This window comes from Marinobacter sp. F4216 (assembly GCF_019931195.1).
GTDB lineage: Bacteria > Pseudomonadota > Gammaproteobacteria > Pseudomonadales > Oleiphilaceae > Marinobacter > Marinobacter suaedae.
Map to the genome: position 1 here is coordinate 30,767 of NZ_JAIOUO010000008.1, position 17,106 is coordinate 47,872.

The window sequence follows — 17,106 nt, forward strand, 5'->3', positions numbered from 1 at the left end:
GAGCCCATGCGACGGACCCATTGGTGAGAAAACGCGCGATTATACCCTACCTGTGGCGAAAATGTCTTACCCGCACCCCTACCACGGCGAGCGAGAGGAAGTAAGCGCCAACACCGGCCGACACCAGCACCGCCATATCCGCAGCCCGATCAAAACCACCTGCCGCCAGCCAGACATTCACCGGTGCCTTGAGCCAGAGAATCACCGCAGCCAACACCGAATTAGCCACCGCCAACTGGACAAGGAACCTGGGCCAACCGGACTGACTCTGCCAGGCACCTTCTTTGCGCAGCCCCCGCCAGAGCAAAAAGCCGTTCAGCCAGGCCGACAACGATGTGGCCAAAGCCAGCCCCGCGTGGGCCAGCGGGAAAATCAGGATCAGATTGAACACCATGTTCGCCACCATGGCGATGATGCCAATCTTGACCGGTGTGCGGGTATTCTCCCGGGCGAAGAAACCCGGCGCCAGCACCTTGATGAGCATGAACGCCAGCAGACCGGCGGAATACGCCCTGAGACTCTGGGCTGACATCATCACATCACGATCGGTAACCGCGCCGTAATGAAACAGCGTGGCGATCAGCGGCTCCGCCAATAAAGCAAGCGCCAGCGCAGCGGGCAACCCGATCAGCAAGACGGCGCGAACCGCCCAGTCCAGGGTGGCAGCGAATTGGTCCGCAGAGGCCGCCGCATGCTTGCGGGACAGGCTCGGGAGAATGACGGTAGCAATGGCGATCCCGAACACCCCGAGCGGCAACTCCGACAACCGGTCCGAGTAATAGAGCCATGAGACGCTGCCGGTCTGGAGGAACGACGCCAAGACCGTATCGAGCAGCAGATTCACCTGACTGACGGAAACGCCGAACAGAGCCGGTGCCATCAGCTTCAGAATCCGGGACACGCCTTCATGGCGATAATCCACCCGGGGACGAGGCAACAGACCAAGACGCATAAGGAAAGGCAACTGGAAAAACAGCTGCAGCGCCCCGGCAATCAGCACACCCCAGGCCAATGCCAGCACTGGCTCATCCATTAAAGGCGTCAAAAAAATCGCAGCGCCAATCATGGCAAGATTCAGCAGCACCGGGGTAAACGCAGGTATCGCAAACCGGTCATAGCTGTTAAGTATTCCACCAGCAAATGCAGTCAGCGATATCAGCAGTAAATAAGGAAAGGTGATACGCAGCATGTCGCTGGTGAGGGAAAACTTCAGGTCGTCATCAAGAAACCCGGGGGCAAACACCGCCGTCAATACCGGTGCCCCCAACATGGCCACCAGAGTGACCGCCAGCAAAACCACCCCGAGCGATCCCGCCACCGCATCCACCAGACGCTTTACGTCCGAGATATCCTGCTTTTCCCGATAGGACGACAGCACCGGCACAAAGGCCTGGGAAAAGGCCCCTTCGGCAAACAGCCGGCGCAAAAAGTTGGGAATCTTGAAGGCCACGAAAAAAGCATCCGCCCCGGCGCCGGCGCCAAAATAGCGGGCGATAACCATATCCCGCACCAACCCCAGCACCCGGGACAGCATGGTCATGACACCGACCACGCCGGAAGATCTGAGCAGTCCCGGGGCCCTGGGCGGCTGGTGTTTTTCCGGGGAATTCTCTGGTTGCGATGACATGGCGTGCTGGTCTGGTCCTGAGCAATCGACTAAAAGGAAAAACTAAGTGGCATTTCGGGAATTACGTGCTTCCGTCCACCCCCTGCCAAAGCGTGCCGCGAGTGTAACACAGGCCTTGCGGGCCGCGGCATGAATTGGGTTTTAGTCTTGACATTTCGGGGTTTCGGCGGCATAGTTCCGCGTCATTTATTTCGACGCGCTGTTTTTGGCGCGCCCGTGATGTAACGAATCACTCAGCAACGAATACAGAACTTTCAGGAGTTTTACGGTGGCAAATTCCCCGCAAGCCAAGAAGCGCGCTCGTCAGAACGAGAAAAACCGCAAGCACAACGCAAGCCTGCGTTCCATGGCTCGTACCTACGTGAAGAAAGTACAGGCGACTATCGAAGCCGGTAACTACGAAGAAGCGCAGGCCGCTTTCCAGAAGGCCCAGCCTATCCTGGACAGCATGGTCAACAAGGGCATCTTCGCCAAGAACAAGGTTGCTCGCAGCAAGAGCCGCCTGAGCGCCAAGATTAAGGCTCTGAAGAGCGCGTAAGCGAGCTTTCCTTCAGAACTGAAAAAACCGGCCAAATGGCCGGTTTTTTTGTGTCAGTTTCCGATAAAAGCCAGCAAGCCCACCCCTGACCTCACGATAAAAAACCCTTGAAGCGATCTGCCCACAAGGACAGACCAGCTACCAGATGGTTAACGCACTATCTCGATATCAATCCGGAAATCGATATTGCAGGTGCTTTTGTTAACCACATCGTTTGCATCGGCCCCGGTCAGGGAGATACCTCCCGAACCAGCCAGATCGTCATAGCTGTACCGCTTGCGAAGCGTTTTATGGATCTCACTCGCAGTGATCGTTGAAGGAATGAAATTGGGCGCGGTGCCGCAATCATCCGAGATAAAGGCATCTGCCTCAAGAAATGCCGCCTGGATGCCAAACGATTCTCCGGGCTTCAAGCTCAGCACATTTACTAAGTTAGATTGCCCAACCCATGAATCCTCCAACTGCAACCAGGTACTTTGGCTCCAAACACGCTTGTAGTAGCAGGCACGACGTTCATCTGCACTACGGTCCGGTACATTAGGAGGCACTCGGTCCCTCAGGTCATAATTTACGCCATCAAAGGTCGCTGGCTGGTAGAAAATGGCCCCCAGGTCTTCATCACTATTCTGAAACGCTTCGGCATCCAGCGCGTCAGAGAGTAATTTCTTCTGACCGGTCTGAGGGTCTTCCACCACAACCCACCACATCACCTCGCCTGCTTGCTCATCAGCACTCCCTTCTGAGCCGTCCTTGCATTGGTTGTTAATGATGATGTCACGCATAACGACCTCGAAAGCAACATCGGGAACCAGCGGATCCGTACCCACGGTGAGCTCCGACCCGTCCGTGCGACCATCGCCATCGGTATCCGCATTGGTCGGATCCGTCCGAGCAGCAATCTCATCACCGTCGTTCAGACCATCCAGATCGGTATCCGGGTACACAGGGGACGTAAAGATCGTGGTTGCGGTTGTCTCGCCAGGAAAAAGGAGTCGCGAGCCCGAAATGAGTTCGACCTGATCCAGCAAGCCATCGCCGTCACTATCCGATTTTTTGGGATCCGTACCATAACCACCGGTATTGGCCGATGTGATGTTCATGTTCGGATACAACGCGGCAATGCTCAGGTACTTGGACAAATCCGCCACCTCGTCATAATCACTGATGGTATCCCCATCGGTGTCTACGCTGCGCGGATCCGTACGGAGATCGCGCTCGACAAAATCCGGTAAGCCGTCGAAATCAGTATCTGGCAACGACTTACTGGAGGTAACCTGCCGCCCTGCACCGCCATTGACTGAAACCAGCCAGCCCAAATCTTCCTCGCCATCGGTCAAACCATCCTGATCCGCGTCAAAGAAATCCGCCCTATCATCCACAGTCGGGTCAGAACCGCGGACAATTTCACTACCATCAGCCACCGAGTCATCATCGGTGTCGCGGCGAAGCGGATCTGTCAGAACCGTCTCTGCTTGACGCAATACATCATCCCCTTCAGGGGTGCTATCGATAATGGAATTGGATCCCGGCAGAACAATCACATTGCCGACGGGAACCGGGTTGTTGATAAAGGCTCGCTGGATATCGTCGCCACTGGCAAGGGTGTCCGCGACACCATCACCACCATCAATAATGGCCAGAAGCGCATCGACTCCCCCCAGCTCCTCAGCATCTGGAATGCCGTCCCGGTCGGTATCCGGCTCGGCAGGGTCTGTTGCCGGCGGAATACTTGAGACTGCTTCATAGACGTCATCGCCATCGAGCTCTGTATCCAGAATGCCATTCGGACCAGGCCCGATAACCGGTGTACCGTACGCCAGGCCGGCCGTTTGCGGTGGTGTCAATTGCTCATCATCGCCCACGGCCGTAGTGTCCGCCGTCTTGTTTGGACCAGCAATAATACCGATAGCGTCCGCCTGACTGACCGGATCGTCATCCTGGAAAGCACAAAGCGCTTGCGTACGGTTATCGCCCGGCTCGCAAAAGCCCCGCAGATCCTGCTCCTCAACATCCCAAAGGCCATCGCCATCGGTATCGCCAAACCGGGGCGACGAAAAGGTCTGACGCAGGGCTCCGCCGTCTACGGCGACCTTCCAGCCAACAAACACTTCCGCAAAGTCGCTCAACCCGTCCTGGTCGCTGTCCACCGAATCCGGTACGCCATCGGAGCCCGCCTGCCCCGAGAAAGCCGGGCCAAAAAGCTCGTTGTCAAAGCGGTCACGGTCACTGTCTGTCGAACCAAACAGGAACTCATTACGGGCAAACAGCCCATCACCATCCAGGTCCTGCAGGAACGCGAGGCTGAGGTTGTTACCCGGCTCAACAGTAATCTGATCAAAATCGGCCGCATCCGGCAGTTGACCGGAGGTCAGGATCACCCACCCCCTGTTGAAGTCGCCATTACGCAAAGACTTGATTCGGGCCAGCTTCTGCGGGCCGCTGCAGGTACCGCTCACGCATTCGCCATCAACCCGGCAAATAGTACCCGCGTTCTCCGAGAATGCAGAGCAAGTGCGACTAGTTTCATATCCGCCAATAAAATCAACGATGTCATCGTCTCTGGCCGGAGTATCCAGCACCCCGTTTTCACCGGGGCCAATCACAATGGTGCCGAGGCTCAAGCCATCTGTGCCCACGGGGACCAGCTGAATATCGTCGCCCTGGGCGATACTGTTCGCCGCTTTATTCAAACCAGCGACAATACCGCTAACACCGGTCGGGTTGGCAATGTAATCGTCACCACCCGGCGAGGTCTCCAGCCAACCGTTCGCACCCGCGCGAATCACCCCTGCATCCACGTCCAGAACATCGTCGCCCTGGGCGGCAGTATTCAGAACGCCATCAAAGCCGGCGGAAATATAGTCCTGACTGGTCTGGTGTCGCGGCAAGCCAATGGTCGATTCCAACAGGTAACTCAGGGGCAGACCGAGCGCACGCCCCGACGGACTGAATCCGCCCAGATACTGATCGTCTTGCAGCACCCCGGCGGTCGCCAACAGGTAGTTTTCTGCCGCACCGGCATCGCCGAAGTCCAATACGATACTGCCGGTGCGGTCCCGTGCTACCTGGCTGATAAACGTATAGTTACGCCCCAACTCATCCTCGACATCGTAATTGGCGACGCGAAACACCAGGGAGGCGGGGTTACGCATCAGACTCTCGACCAGATTGGGGAACACCTCGCGACTGCTGAACAGAAAGGGACCCCGCTCGTTTGAGTTGCCGCCCAGATTAATCGACAGCGGAGTTCCAGTGGCCAGCTCGGAACTCGATACCAGTGTTGCCACCGGCAAAAAGGTGTCACGCCCCCCCACCTGCTGCAAAACGGTCACCTCCAGATTGCGCAGGGTAAAGGGCACATTACCTTCATTAGTGATACTCAGGGGTACATCAATGCTGGCGCCAATCACTTCGCGAGTGACCGTTTGAGTGCTGCTTAACTCTTGACCTTTGGCCAGGGATTGTTCATAAGCTTGCTGCGATTCGCGGGCTGAACTACGTTCGCTTTGCCAGTTATTGGTGCCGGTATAGTAACCGTAGCCTGTAACCTCAATCCCTCCAGAAACATTGTTGTTTCCACCACCAAAGAAGTTGCCGGAACCAATACCAGTACGAATACCGCCTCCGCCCCCAAACTCATCGGTTTGGCTGTCGGATTTGGAAAACGAAGTATTTTCACTCTTTGTCAGCGTCGTGCTGGTATTCGATTCTTCCGTGACCACCTCACCGGTTTCGTCGGTATAGCTGAACCGCTCGTCAAGCTGAAGCCGAACGTCGCCCACGCTAATTGCCACCTTGGGTACGTCGGAAATCCGCGGATTCCGGTTCAGCTCGAACAGCTCCCGGTAGTCGTCGAGCTGATCACCATCGGTATCCGCCAGCACTGGCGAGGTCCCGAGATCAAAGTGCTCCCAGCCATCCGGCAGTCCGTCCAGGTCAGTATCCTGAGCGAACGGATTACTGTACACGATGTTAAGCTCCAGATTGTCGTCGAGAGTATCCCCATCGGTGTCGGTTGCCCGAGGGTTCATACCGAACTGCAGCTCAACGAAATCATCAACGCCATCGCCATCGGTGTCCGCCCGGTCTGGATCACTGGTCACCTGACGCGTGACGATCTCACCGTTTGCAAGCTCAACAATAACCGAGGTACCGGCTTGTTCTTCACTGTCGTAAAGGCCGTCGCCATCGGTGTCCACCAGCTCAAGCGCATGCGCCGGCGTTCCGGCAAAAATCGCCGTGTTGGCGGTCTGGAATGAGACCACACCATCGTTAACCTTCAACTGCTGGCCATACATGTCGGTAGCGTTGGTTACAGCAACCTGATAAGTCAGCTCACTCTGGGAACGGGTGGCAAGCTCAACAACCCGACGATCGGCACTGGCAAACCGAGCCTCAAGCACCGCCAGAACGCCGGACTCAGGGTTCACATTGGCCTGGGTAATAGAGAAAGTTGCAGAGCCTGGCGTCTGCTCGCTCATCGGCTTGCTGAAGGTGACCTGCACATGGGTGTTATCCAGCGATGCCGCGCTGACCAAGGACGGCGGCTCCGCAATCGCGGTCTCAAGGGACATGCCCAGGAAGCTCTTGTCGGAAGGCAGCATATACAGTGGCAGACCGCTCACGAGGCCGGTCACCTTGCTCAGTTCGAGATCGTAGTAGGCGTCATTCTGAGACTCTGTGGTCAAGACAACGGTATCTGCCTCAGCGCCCAAGACAACCTGAGTAATTTTGAGACCGTTGCCGGCATAGGAGGTCAGGCGATAGTTCTTGATGTCACCGGCCGCATCCGAAACCGGCTCACTGAACCGCAAAAACACAACGGTGTCACTGAGGGACGTGAGTGCCAGCAGCCGCGGCTCCTCGCTGCCATCACCGATGAACAGAACGGGCTCGTCGTTAACATTCGCCAGATCCAGCTGAAGTGTTCCGTTCGGAATCAACTGGATATCCTCTTCCTCCGGAGCAAGCTGAAGCAGAACTGTTTTCCCGTCTGGCCCCGGGTAGGCGCCAACCACAACCACCCGGTTTCCGTTCGACAACGTGACGTTGTAGTTCAGAGGATTACCCGAGGCATCAGTATCCGCGGGTTGAGCGAACTCAACTTCAACATAGTTTCGACTCAGGGAGGCAACTTTGGAAATTGCCGGCAATTCTCCTGCACTCACCTCAACCGAGCCAGAATCAGATTCGCCGGAATCCCCACCGCAAGCAGAGAGCGCAAGAGCCAGTAACAGCACCAATACAACTCTGATTCCCTGCGCCACCTGACAACCGGAATTTACAAACCGGAATTCTTCAGCACCCGACAGGCCTTCCCTTAGAGTCGACATATTCCCTCACGTCATCTTGCTGCCTGCCAGTAACCGCTCCTTACCGCCTCAAATGCGAGGACATCTAACGGTTAGGCCGCACGCAGTCCATTGTTAAATTTTTGTTACATCAAGAAGGTATAGTGTAAAGAACGGGCAGGGTCAGCAGGTAAAGGCAATAAATCGAAGCAACGCCCATAAAATGAGACGTAGTTCATACTATTTCCCAATGCCGCTGATCATCCGCTGCTTATCGACGGCGCCAAGCGTGCCATGCAGGAAATGGATAAAACACTGTGGTTGCAGGGCCAATGATGCAGAAAGCGCAATACGCTTCTTTTGACGGTCAGGAAAACCTGAGCCCCGAGGCTCAGCCGGGAGGTAACGGGAAAGGCTTGAGAGTATGAGCTGACTACGAATTAGACTGACAGGATGCTTCAATACGAGCCGCTGGAACCACCACAAGGACGGCCCCAGAGACTCATCAGACAACCACCAGATTATCCCGGTGAATCATCTCTTCACCCGACGCATAGCCGAGAACCTCAACAATGCGATCACTGGACTGGCCTGCAATCGCTCGAGCCTCCGCCGCATCGTAGTTAACCAGCCCCCGGGCCACCTCCTTGCCGGAGAGATCCACGCAAGACACCATTTCCCCGCGACGAAATGTGCCCGACACCTCTTTCACACCCACCGGCAAAAGGCTGCGCCCGTTGAGGCACACCATGCGGACCGCGCCATCATCCAGAACCAGCTTTCCGCGGGTTTGGAGGTGACTCGCCAGCCACTGCTTGCGTGCCGCGGTTCGGCCCTGCTCGGGCAAAAGCAAGGTACCCAGCACCTCGCCTTCACGCAGGCGAGTGACCACGTGCTCGATTCGACCACCGACAATCACCGTGAAAGCGCCGGAACGAGCCGCCAACCGGGCTGCCCTCAGCTTGGTGAGCATGCCACCGCGTCCCAGCGCTCCGGCGCCACCGCCAGCCATGGCATCCAGCGACGAATCGCTTGCTTTGCACTCGGTCACCAGGGAGGCATCGTCGTGCTTTCGGGGATCCTTATCAAAGAGCCCGAGCTGGTCGGTCAGAATAATCAGGCCATCGGCTTCGATCAGGTTCGCGACCAGAGCGCCCAGCGTGTCGTTGTCACCGAAGCGAATCTCGTCGGTAACCACCGTGTCGTTTTCGTTCACGATGGGCACCACACCCACATCCAGTAGTGCACGAAGGGTACTGCGGCCGTTGAGGTAGCGCTTACGATCCGACAGATCATCATGGGTAAGAAGAATCTGGGCACTGTGCAGCCCGTGGCGTTTGAACTGGGCTTCCCAGGTCTGTACCAGCCCCATCTGCCCGGTTGCCGCAGCAGCCTGCAAAAGGTGTAACTGTTGCGGCCGCTCCGACCACCCCAGCCGGCTCATGCCTTCAGCCACGGACCCGGAGGAGACAATTACGACTTCCACACCACTGCTGATCAGCTCGGCAATCTGGTCCACCCACAAACCCAGCGATGCCACGTCGAGACCTTTGCCATCGTTGGTCAGCAAGGCACTTCCGATCTTGATCACCAGACGACGGGCCTGGCGCAGCTGGGTACGTTCACTCATAACGCGCGTGCTTCTCTCTTATTATTCCGGGGCGTAGACCACTTCAACGTCGTAATCGTCGTCATCAAAGTCGTCATCGTCATCATCCTCAGCGCCATCTTCGCGGGCAGCCCGGCGAGCCTCCCGCTCTGCCTGGATTCGGGCCCGGGCCTCTTCATCCATCCGGCGACGCCGCGCCGCTTCGCGCTCGGCAAACTCAGGATTCTGCGCCTCTTCCTCGGCCTGCTCCTCAATCCAGCGCATCACCGCCTGAACCAGAGGCTTGGTCCCTTCGCCACTGAGCGCGGAAATACGGAACACCGGCCCCTGCCAGTCAAGTTCGTCAATGATGGCCTGACACTGGGCGTCGCGATCTTCTTCCGCGACCATATCCACCTTGTTGAGCACCAGCCAGCGCTCCCGGTTCGCCAGGGTTTCGCTGAACTTTTCCAGCTCATGCTCGATAGCGCGGACCGACTCGACCGGGGATGAGCCGTCGTAGGGGGCAACATCCACCAGGTGCAGCAGCAGCCGGGTTCTGACCAGATGCTTGAGGAAACGGATACCCAGCCCCGCACCCTCGGCCGCGCCTTCGATCAACCCCGGAATATCGGCAATGACAAAGCTCTGGTGCGCCTGCACGCTCACCACACCCAGGTTGGGCACCAGCGTGGTAAACGGGTAATCCGCCACCTTGGGACGAGCAGCAGATACAGAACGAATGAAGGTCGACTTGCCCGCATTAGGCATCCCCAGCAAGCCCACGTCGGCCAGCACCTTCAGCTCGAGACGAAGGTTGCGCAGTTCGCCTTCGGAGCCTTTGGTGGTCTGGCGAGGCGCCCGGTTTACCGAGGACTTGAAGCGGGTATTGCCCAGCCCATGAAAACCGCCCTGGGCCACCTTCAGACGCTGACCAATTTTGGTCAGATCGCCGAGTACCTCATGGGTATCCATGTCAACCACAGTCGTGCCCACCGGTACCGGCAACACAAGATCCTCGCCCTTGGTCCCGGTACAGTTGCGCCCGGAGCCCGGCTCACCGTTCTGCGCTTTGTGCTTACGCTGGAAGCGATAATCGATCAGCGTATTGAGCGCCTCGTCCGCCTCCAGATATACGGAGCCACCGTCACCACCATCCCCGCCGTCGGGACCGCCCTTGGGCACGTATTTTTCCCGCCGGAAACTGAGACAGCCATGCCCGCCCTTGCCGGCTTCAACGATGATGGTGGCTTCGTCTACGAATTTCATGGTTTAACCCTTTGCGCTTCGCGCTTAAACGAAAAAAGCCCCGCAGCCTCAGGGAAGCTTTGCGGGGCTCCTGGCATCATTGATCACTGACTATATCAGGATATCAATGCTACCCAAGGTTCGACAGAACCGGATCGCCGCTGCTTACGCAGCCGGAACGATGCTCACGAACTTGCGGTTCTGCGGGCCTTTGGTTTCGAACTTCACCTGGCCGTCTGCTTTTGCAAACAGGGTGTGGTCCTTGCCAATGCCTACGTTGCTACCAGCGTGGAAACGGGTGCCGCGCTGACGAACGATGATGCTGCCTGCAGATACAGCTTCGCCGCCGAAGCGCTTGACACCAAGTCGTTTCGACTCGGAATCGCGACCGTTACGGGTACTACCTGCTGCCTTCTTATGAGCCATTACCAGCCTCCTTATCTAAGGGGTAATTCGAGAGCCTTAGCCCTGGATACCCGTGATCTTAACTTCAGTAAACCACTGACGGTGGCCCTGACGCTTCATGTGATGCTTACGACGACGGAACTTGATGATGTTCACTTTATCGTGACGACCGTGGCTAACCACTTCAGCGGTAACCTTGGCACCGTCAACGACCGGAGCACCGACCTTAACGTTGTCACCGTCGGCGACCAGCAGAACGCGATCGAACTCAACGTTGCCACCGGTTTCAACTTCCAGCTTTTCCAGCTTCAGAGTTTCGCCTTCTTTCACACGGTGCTGCTTACCACCGCTAACAATAACTGCGTACATTTACCTTCTCCGCGATTGACCCATCCCTGCTCTTATCCACCTGGTTCTAAGGGAAGCGCTTCGGCAACCCTATAGCAGGGAGCGCAGGTTGGGATGAGTTGGGCGCGTGATTGTACGAAAAGCCGCCGGGCAATACAAGCCAAGTTGACACTAAAGCCCGTAATACCTAGCATTGCCGCGACCTGCCCTGTTTTTGCTTATTTCAGAACCACCTAACGCAGCATCAAGGATTCACAAGCCGCATGACAGCCGAGCGCATATACGACACCGTGTCCGAGGAGTTTAGCCGGGTAAACGACCTCATTCTCGAGCGGCTTGGATCCGAGGTTCCCCTGGTGGAAAAGATCGCCCAATACCTTGTCGAAAGTGGCGGAAAACGCCTCAGACCTCTGCTGGTGCTGCTTTCCAGCCAGGCTGCGGGCTACAAGAAAGACGACCACCTGAAGCTTGCGGCGGTCATCGAGTTTCTGCATACCGCCACCCTTCTGCACGATGATGTGGTGGACACCTCCGACATGCGCCGGGGCCGCAGCACCGCCAACGCACGCTGGGGCAATGCACCGAGTGTGCTGGTAGGGGATTTCCTCTACGCGCGCGCTTTCGAGATGATGGTGGAACTGAAAAACCTGGCCATCATGGAGGTTCTATCCCACGCCACGGCGGTCATCGCCGAGGGCGAGGTGATGCAACTGATGAACGTGAAGAACCCCAAGCTGACCGAAGATCAGTACATGAAGGTCATTCACGACAAGACCGCCAAGCTGTTTGAAGCGGCTTCCCATACCGGCGCACTGTTGGCCGGCGCGGACGAAACGCAGGAAAAGGCTCTGCGGGACTACGGCAAACACCTCGGGCTCGCCTTCCAACTGGTGGACGACGTGCTCGACTACCGGGGCGATGCCGAAACCATGGGCAAGAACGTGGGCGATGACTTGGCCGAGGGCAAGGTCACCTTGCCCCTGATCCAAGCCATGGCGACGGGCAAGAAAGAGGATGCTGACCTGATTCGCCAGGCCATCCGCAAAGGCGGCCTCGACGACCTGTCCCGCATCGGGGACATCGTGGAGACCACCGGAGCGCTTGAATACACCATGCAGCGGGCTCGCGAAGAATCGGAGAAAGCCAGAGACTGCCTCTCCACACTGGAAGAATCAGCTCACAAGACCGCCATGGCTCTGCTGAGCGAACTCGCAGTCGCCCGAGTTAACTGAGCCTGTCCCGTCCGTGCGGGGCGTCGAAGTTCTGCTCGGGCCCTTTCGGTACCACCTGAGTCGGGTTGATCATGGTGTGACTGAAATAGTAATGGCGCTTGATCTGCCCCATATCCACCGTATCTGCGACACCCGGCACCTGGTAAAGGTCACGAACATAGGCCGACAGGGCCGGGAAATCCAAAATCCTGTTCCGATTGCACTTGAAGTGCCCAAAATACACGGCATCGAAGCGCACCAGCGTTGTGAACAGCCGCCAGTCTGCCTCGGTTAACTGGCCGCCCACCAGATACCGCTGACTACCGAGCCGGTCCTCCAACCAGTCAAGCGATTCGAACAACTCGTCGTAGGCGACTTCGTATTTATCCTGCGCGGTGGCGAAGCCCGCCTTGTACACGCCGTTATTGATGGTGTGATAGACGCGCTCATTGATCTCATCAATTTCATCCCGAAGCGTGTCCGGGCAAAAGTCCAGCCCGGCCTTCACACCTTCCATACCGTTAAACGCCGAATTGAACATACGGATAATCTCAGCAGATTCATTGCTGACAATGGTTTCCCGCCGGTGATCCCAGAGCACAGGAACCGTCACCCGCCCGGTGTAATCCGGTGCTGCACGGGTGTAGATCTGGTGCATAAACTGGCTGCCGTAGAGGTGATCCTCGTGCGCATCCTCTCCGGGGCGGAATTCCCAGCCGTTTTCCAGCATGTCCGGACTGACAACCGATATGGAAATATGGGCATCCAGCCCCTTCAGCTTGCGGAAAATCAGGGTCCGGTGCGCCCAGGGGCACGCCATCGACACGTACAGATGGTAGCGCCCACTCTCTGCAGGAAATCCGCCTTCGCCCCGAGGGCCGGGTTCACCACCTGCTGTTACCCAGTTTCGAAAGCGAGCGGCCTCTCGTTCAAATTTGCCGCCGGTTTTATCCGTGTCGTACCACTTATCCTGCCACTTGCCATCGACGAGCAGCCCCATGCGCCACCTCCCTACTGTTCATTTACGGAATATTAGCCAGCAGAATACCGGCGACCCTGCTACCCTCTCAAACAAGCATTTCTGGCCAACTTCCTCAGATAATTCGAACATGCATACAGCCATCACCATCGACGCCCTGAAGGTGCTCGACGCTATTGACCGTAAAGGCAGTTTCGCCGGCGCCGCCAATGAATTGTTTCGGGTGCCGTCCGCCATCAGTTACACCGTTCAGAAACTCGAAGAAGACCTGGATGTCGCCATCTTCGATCGCAGTGGCCACCGGGCAGCACTCACCCCAGCGGGCCGGTACCTTCTTGAGGAAGGGCGCTCGCTGCTGGAGGCCGCAGAGAACCTGGCGCACACCACCCGACAGGTGGCCCAGGGCTGGGAAACCCGCCTGCGCATCGGCATCAATTCGCTGTTACCCGCCCACTGCCTGTTTCCCGCCCTGAGAGCCTTTTGCGAACTCCGTGTTCCGGTTGATGTTCAGGTCGTCGAGGAGGTATTCGCCGGCGCCTGGGATGCCCTGAAAGACCATCGCGTCGATCTGGTGGTGGGCGCCGATCACCTGAGCAAGCCTGCCGGGCACTACACCATCCACCCGCTCGGGGAAATGCCGTTCGAATTTGCCGTTGCCCCGAATCATCCGCTGGCCAGCGCACAGGAGCCGCTCACCGAAGCGGATATTGCCCGCTATCCAGCGGCCGTGGCAGCCGACACATCGCGCTCCCTGCCCCACGGCCACGCCGGCATTTTCAGCCAACAGCGTACCCTGACGGTGGCCAACGTGGACCAGAAAATAGCCCTGCAGGTTTCCGGGCTGGCAGTGGGCTGGCTGCCCCAGGGACGAATCCGGGAACAACTGGAACACGGCACCCTGGTCAGCAAAGCCGTTGTCGAACCCAGGCCACCGGTCCTGCTGCACCTGGCAAGACACAGTGAGTCCCAGGGCAAGGCCCTGACGTGGTTTTGGGAGCGGCTCAGTAACGATCCCTCAGTGACAGACTGGCTGACACACCAGAGCCCCGTGTAACTGGCTGCTCAAATGAGAAAAACCGACGGATAAGCCAAGCGACTGGCGCCCGTACTCGTTTATACTGCGCGAACGCCAACCGTAATGGAGCCCATAGATGCGTCAGTTGTCGGAACTGGATGCCTCGTTTTTGTATCTGGAATCGGAAACCACCCCGATGCACATCGGGGGGATTTACCTCTTTGATGCCAGTGAACAGGCAACCCCGCTGAGCTACGGAAACTTCGTAGCCTATCTGCGCAGCCGCCTGCACGTGGTTCCGGTATTTCGCCAGCGCCTGAAAGAAATCCCCATGCGACTGGGCCGCCCCTACTGGATTGATGACACGGACTTCAGCATCGAACGTCACCTGGCCTATGTCAGCCTGGGTGGGCATGGCTCAAGGGATAACCTCACCACACTCGCGGCCAAGATCATGGAAGAGCCCCTCAAACGTGATCGCCCCCTGTGGCACATCACGTTTGTCGACGGATTCAAGCTGGATGACACATCTGAAGACGGTGGTTTCGCGCTTATTGTCAAACTGCACCACGCGGCCATTGACGCCTTCAGTGGTGAGGACATCATCAGCAAGCTGCTGGAATACACGCCAGAGCCGCGCCCCGTCCACCCGCCCCGACCCTGGAGCCCCCGCCCGGCCCCATCGGAGGAACGGGTGATACTGCAAGCCGGCGCAAACCTCCTGAAAACGCCGCTTCAGTTTACCTCCCTGGCCATCAACGCCATGGAAGCGACCACCCGGGGCATCGTCCAGAAACAGCTTCGAAAGCTCCCCATGCCATTTCCATTGTTTTCTGCTCCCCAGAGTCCGTTCAACCGGCAAGTGACTGCCAATCGCCAGATCATTTCTTGCCAGGTGGCGTTGTCGCGGCTGAAAACAGTCAAGGCCAATCTGGGCAGCGTGACCCTCAATGATGTGGTGCTGGGACTGTGCGCCGAGAGTCTCCGACGTTACATGGATGACCAGGGCGCCGATGTCAGCCGGTCGCTGGTAGCGATGACGCCCATTTCCGTGCGCTCCAGCAGCCTTCGCCGGGCGACCGGCAACCAGATGTCCGCAATGCTTCTGGATCTCGCCACCACCGAGCCCAACCCGGCGCTCCGGATTCACAACATTCACCGCAATGCTGTGGTGTCCGAACCTTACCGGGAAGCGATTGCTGCCGACCGCCTGACCGAGTTGCTGCCATCCACCCTGCTGGCGCTGTCGGCGCGGCTCTACTCCGAGCTGCAGGTGGCGCAACGCTACCAGCCTGCATTCAACCTGCCGATCACAAATGTTCCGGGACCTCAGGTCCCTCTGTACCTCCAGGGCGCTCGACTGGTCCAGCAGTACAACACGGCACCACTGTTCGACGGCCTGGGACTGGTTATCGTCGCGGTCAGCTATCAGGGACAACTGACCATCAACTTCACCCTGTGTCCCGACGCAGTCCCTAACGGGGAGTCACTGGCCAGCTACATTGAGGACAGCCTGTCGGCCATCGAGGAAGCAGCAGCCTATGTGGGGGATGAAGCGTTGCAACAAACAGAGGCAGATTCCACACAACCCACCCTTGCGGATGATGTGCTGAACGCATTGGAAGGGGCCCTCAAGAAAGCCATTCACCGGCTGAGACCCTAGAAAAAGGGGCCTACCCAATAAGGGCGGCCCCGAGTCTTGCTGCAGAGTTATTCGAAAGCCCAGCGCAGGAAGGCTTTTTTCTCGTCCTCGGAGGCGGTTTCCCACACGGCCTTCAGCGTATCAAGTGCGCTCGCATCAGTGCCGCCGACCGGGGCAGCGGTAGCCGCAGGAACCGGCGTTCGCGCGGCAACCTGATCCAAGGCCCGCTCAGAAGACTTGGCGACCGCTATCCCATCAGCCCCAACCACCGTTGCGGAAAAGCCTGCCATCATCTGTTCGGCTTCAACCTTCGTGCCCGGCTTGTCGAACAGGAAGGTGTACACCTCGTTGGGCTGGGCATCGAAACGAACCACCTGCGGTTTACTTTCGACCACGTGCACTTTGGACTCGCCGTTGCCGACCACTTCTGTCTTGGCCCAGATGGTTTTGTAGGTAAACACGACCTCGTTCTGGCCCGGCAGCAGCGCATAATCCAGGGCAAGATCATCCATCAGGAAGTTGCCGACACGGCGACCGTTCACTTCAGACACCTGAATTTCACCCGGTGCCTTGAGCGTGGCGGCATCAGAGGCACCCGCCGGGGAGCCATCCCAGGTTTCTACCCTGGACACGCTGGACGCACAGCCGGTGATCGCCAAAGCCAACAGAGCGAAAAGCAGCGCGCGGGCACCATGCACCGGTCGCCACACAGGTCGCCGAACAACGGCCGGATTCGAAAAAGTACGCATTTATTCTCCTTGAGTAGGCGGAACTGGTTGGGAGAGGGAAATCAAAAAAGCATTCTGACGAGTGAACTCTCTGAGGGCAAGCCGACGTATAACTCTGAAAGTGAGTCATTTCAGCGCCAGCAATGCGGATACCGTGGTCCACAAAAACGGAAACGCTTTCTTGAACACAGGGCTTTTTGGTTTAAATTGGAAGGAAGGCCTGCCAAAAGGCGCAACCGCTCGGCTCCTTGGTGACACTTGGGGAACTGGAGGAGATATGGATACCCATCGCAGGACCGGAGAAGCCGGCCCGACCCCATTCAGAAGCAGTCGTTTCTTCAGCGTTGGCAGCCAGTGGTACTTTGCCACACGGGAAGGTTTCGACAGCGGGCCTTTCGCAAGCCGCGAACGTGCAGAAACCGGCCTTCGCCGCTTCTTACATGTGGTTAATCTGCTGCCAGAAGATGCGGTCACCCATTGAGGGCG

13 protein-coding genes are annotated in these 17,106 nt (G+C 57.7%); 5 read left to right on the top strand and 8 right to left on the bottom strand.

What is annotated here, in order from left to right:
* Nucleotides 1-46 precede the first annotated feature (46 nt).
* A complete protein-coding gene (murJ, locus tag K8I84_RS15200) occupies nucleotides 47-1,627 on the bottom strand; it encodes a murein biosynthesis integral membrane protein MurJ (protein ID WP_223795632.1) in 1,581 nt (526 codons plus the stop codon).
* A gap of 268 nt (nucleotides 1,628-1,895) precedes the next feature.
* Here murJ and rpsT point away from each other — a divergent pair, with 268 nt between their 5' ends.
* Nucleotides 1,896-2,165: a 30S ribosomal protein S20 gene (rpsT, locus tag K8I84_RS15205; RefSeq protein WP_206645344.1), complete on the top strand. Its 270-nt coding sequence runs from the start codon at nucleotides 1,896-1,898 to the stop codon at nucleotides 2,163-2,165.
* Between the two features lie 149 nt (nucleotides 2,166-2,314).
* Here rpsT and K8I84_RS15210 read toward each other — a convergent pair whose 3' ends face one another.
* From K8I84_RS15210 to rplU, 5 genes are all read right to left on the bottom strand, one after another.
* Nucleotides 2,315-7,498, bottom strand: a complete 5,184-nt coding sequence (locus K8I84_RS15210) for a thrombospondin type 3 repeat-containing protein (protein ID WP_223795633.1) — start codon at nucleotides 7,496-7,498, stop codon at nucleotides 2,315-2,317.
* A 463-nt stretch (nucleotides 7,499-7,961) separates the two neighbouring features.
* Nucleotides 7,962-9,086, bottom strand: coding sequence for a glutamate 5-kinase (gene proB / locus K8I84_RS15215; RefSeq protein WP_223795634.1), 1,125 nt, complete (start codon nucleotides 9,084-9,086; stop codon nucleotides 7,962-7,964).
* 21 nt (nucleotides 9,087-9,107) lie between these two features.
* Nucleotides 9,108-10,313, bottom strand: coding sequence for an Obg family GTPase CgtA (cgtA, locus tag K8I84_RS15220; RefSeq protein WP_223795635.1), 1,206 nt, complete (start codon nucleotides 10,311-10,313; stop codon nucleotides 9,108-9,110).
* Between the two features lie 144 nt (nucleotides 10,314-10,457).
* On the bottom strand, nucleotides 10,458-10,718 hold the full coding sequence (rpmA, locus tag K8I84_RS15225; RefSeq protein ID WP_223795636.1) for a 50S ribosomal protein L27: 261 nt from the start codon (nucleotides 10,716-10,718) through the stop codon (nucleotides 10,458-10,460).
* Nucleotides 10,719-10,754: 36 nt separating this feature from the next.
* The gene (gene rplU, locus K8I84_RS15230; RefSeq protein ID WP_223795637.1) at nucleotides 10,755-11,066 is read right to left on the bottom strand and encodes a 50S ribosomal protein L21; all 312 of its coding nucleotides are present in this window, start codon (nucleotides 11,064-11,066) and stop codon (nucleotides 10,755-10,757) included.
* A gap of 242 nt (nucleotides 11,067-11,308) precedes the next feature.
* Here rplU and K8I84_RS15235 point away from each other — a divergent pair, with 242 nt between their 5' ends.
* Nucleotides 11,309-12,277 carry a polyprenyl synthetase family protein gene (locus K8I84_RS15235; protein ID WP_223795638.1) on the top strand — a complete coding sequence of 323 codons (969 nt, stop codon included), beginning with the start codon at nucleotides 11,309-11,311 and terminating at the stop codon, nucleotides 12,275-12,277.
* Here K8I84_RS15235 and K8I84_RS15240 read toward each other — a convergent pair.
* Entirely contained in the window at nucleotides 12,270-13,256 is a 987-nt protein-coding gene (locus K8I84_RS15240; protein WP_223795639.1) for a glutathione S-transferase family protein, read from the bottom strand. The two genes, K8I84_RS15235 and K8I84_RS15240, sit on opposite strands and share 8 nt — an antisense overlap.
* Before the next feature lie 109 nt (nucleotides 13,257-13,365).
* Here K8I84_RS15240 and K8I84_RS15245 point away from each other — a divergent pair, with 109 nt between their 5' ends.
* Nucleotides 13,366-14,289 carry a LysR substrate-binding domain-containing protein gene (locus K8I84_RS15245; RefSeq protein WP_223795640.1) on the top strand — a complete coding sequence of 308 codons (924 nt, stop codon included), beginning with the start codon at nucleotides 13,366-13,368 and terminating at the stop codon, nucleotides 14,287-14,289.
* 97 nt (nucleotides 14,290-14,386) lie between these two features.
* Nucleotides 14,387-15,913 (top strand): WS/DGAT/MGAT family O-acyltransferase, encoded by a 1,527-nt coding sequence (locus K8I84_RS15250; protein WP_223795641.1) that lies wholly within the window; start codon nucleotides 14,387-14,389, stop codon nucleotides 15,911-15,913.
* Between the two features lie 47 nt (nucleotides 15,914-15,960).
* Here K8I84_RS15250 and K8I84_RS15255 read toward each other — a convergent pair whose 3' ends face one another.
* Nucleotides 15,961-16,641: a DUF2057 family protein gene (locus K8I84_RS15255; protein ID WP_223795642.1), complete on the bottom strand. Its 681-nt coding sequence runs from the start codon at nucleotides 16,639-16,641 to the stop codon at nucleotides 15,961-15,963.
* 256 nt (nucleotides 16,642-16,897) lie between these two features.
* Between K8I84_RS15255 and K8I84_RS15260 the strand changes: the two genes are divergently transcribed.
* Nucleotides 16,898-17,101, top strand: coding sequence for a DUF6316 family protein (locus K8I84_RS15260; protein ID WP_223795643.1), 204 nt, complete (start codon nucleotides 16,898-16,900; stop codon nucleotides 17,099-17,101).
* Nucleotides 17,102-17,106: the final 5 nt, after the last annotated feature.

What these genes read in the sequence shown, in the direction of transcription:
- K8I84_RS15255 (WP_223795642.1), bottom strand. Translation starts at nt 16,641, where the DNA reads ATGCGTACTTTTTCGAATCCGGCCGTTGTTCGGCGACCTGTGTGGCGA.
- K8I84_RS15245 (WP_223795640.1), top strand. Translation starts at nt 13,366, where the DNA reads ATGCATACAGCCATCACCATCGACGCCCTGAAGGTGCTCGACGCTATT.
- K8I84_RS15260 (WP_223795643.1), top strand. Translation starts at nt 16,898, where the DNA reads ATGGATACCCATCGCAGGACCGGAGAAGCCGGCCCGACCCCATTCAGA.
- K8I84_RS15240 (WP_223795639.1), bottom strand. Translation starts at nt 13,256, where the DNA reads ATGGGGCTGCTCGTCGATGGCAAGTGGCAGGATAAGTGGTACGACACG.
- K8I84_RS15210 (WP_223795633.1), bottom strand. Translation starts at nt 7,498, where the DNA reads ATGTCGACTCTAAGGGAAGGCCTGTCGGGTGCTGAAGAATTCCGGTTT.
- K8I84_RS15235 (WP_223795638.1), top strand. Translation starts at nt 11,309, where the DNA reads ATGACAGCCGAGCGCATATACGACACCGTGTCCGAGGAGTTTAGCCGG.
- rplU (WP_223795637.1), bottom strand. Translation starts at nt 11,066, where the DNA reads ATGTACGCAGTTATTGTTAGCGGTGGTAAGCAGCACCGTGTGAAAGAA.
- K8I84_RS15250 (WP_223795641.1), top strand. Translation starts at nt 14,387, where the DNA reads ATGCGTCAGTTGTCGGAACTGGATGCCTCGTTTTTGTATCTGGAATCG.
- proB (WP_223795634.1), bottom strand. Translation starts at nt 9,086, where the DNA reads ATGAGTGAACGTACCCAGCTGCGCCAGGCCCGTCGTCTGGTGATCAAG.
- rpmA (WP_223795636.1), bottom strand. Translation starts at nt 10,718, where the DNA reads ATGGCTCATAAGAAGGCAGCAGGTAGTACCCGTAACGGTCGCGATTCC.
- murJ (WP_223795632.1), bottom strand. Translation starts at nt 1,627, where the DNA reads ATGTCATCGCAACCAGAGAATTCCCCGGAAAAACACCAGCCGCCCAGG.
- cgtA (WP_223795635.1), bottom strand. Translation starts at nt 10,313, where the DNA reads ATGAAATTCGTAGACGAAGCCACCATCATCGTTGAAGCCGGCAAGGGC.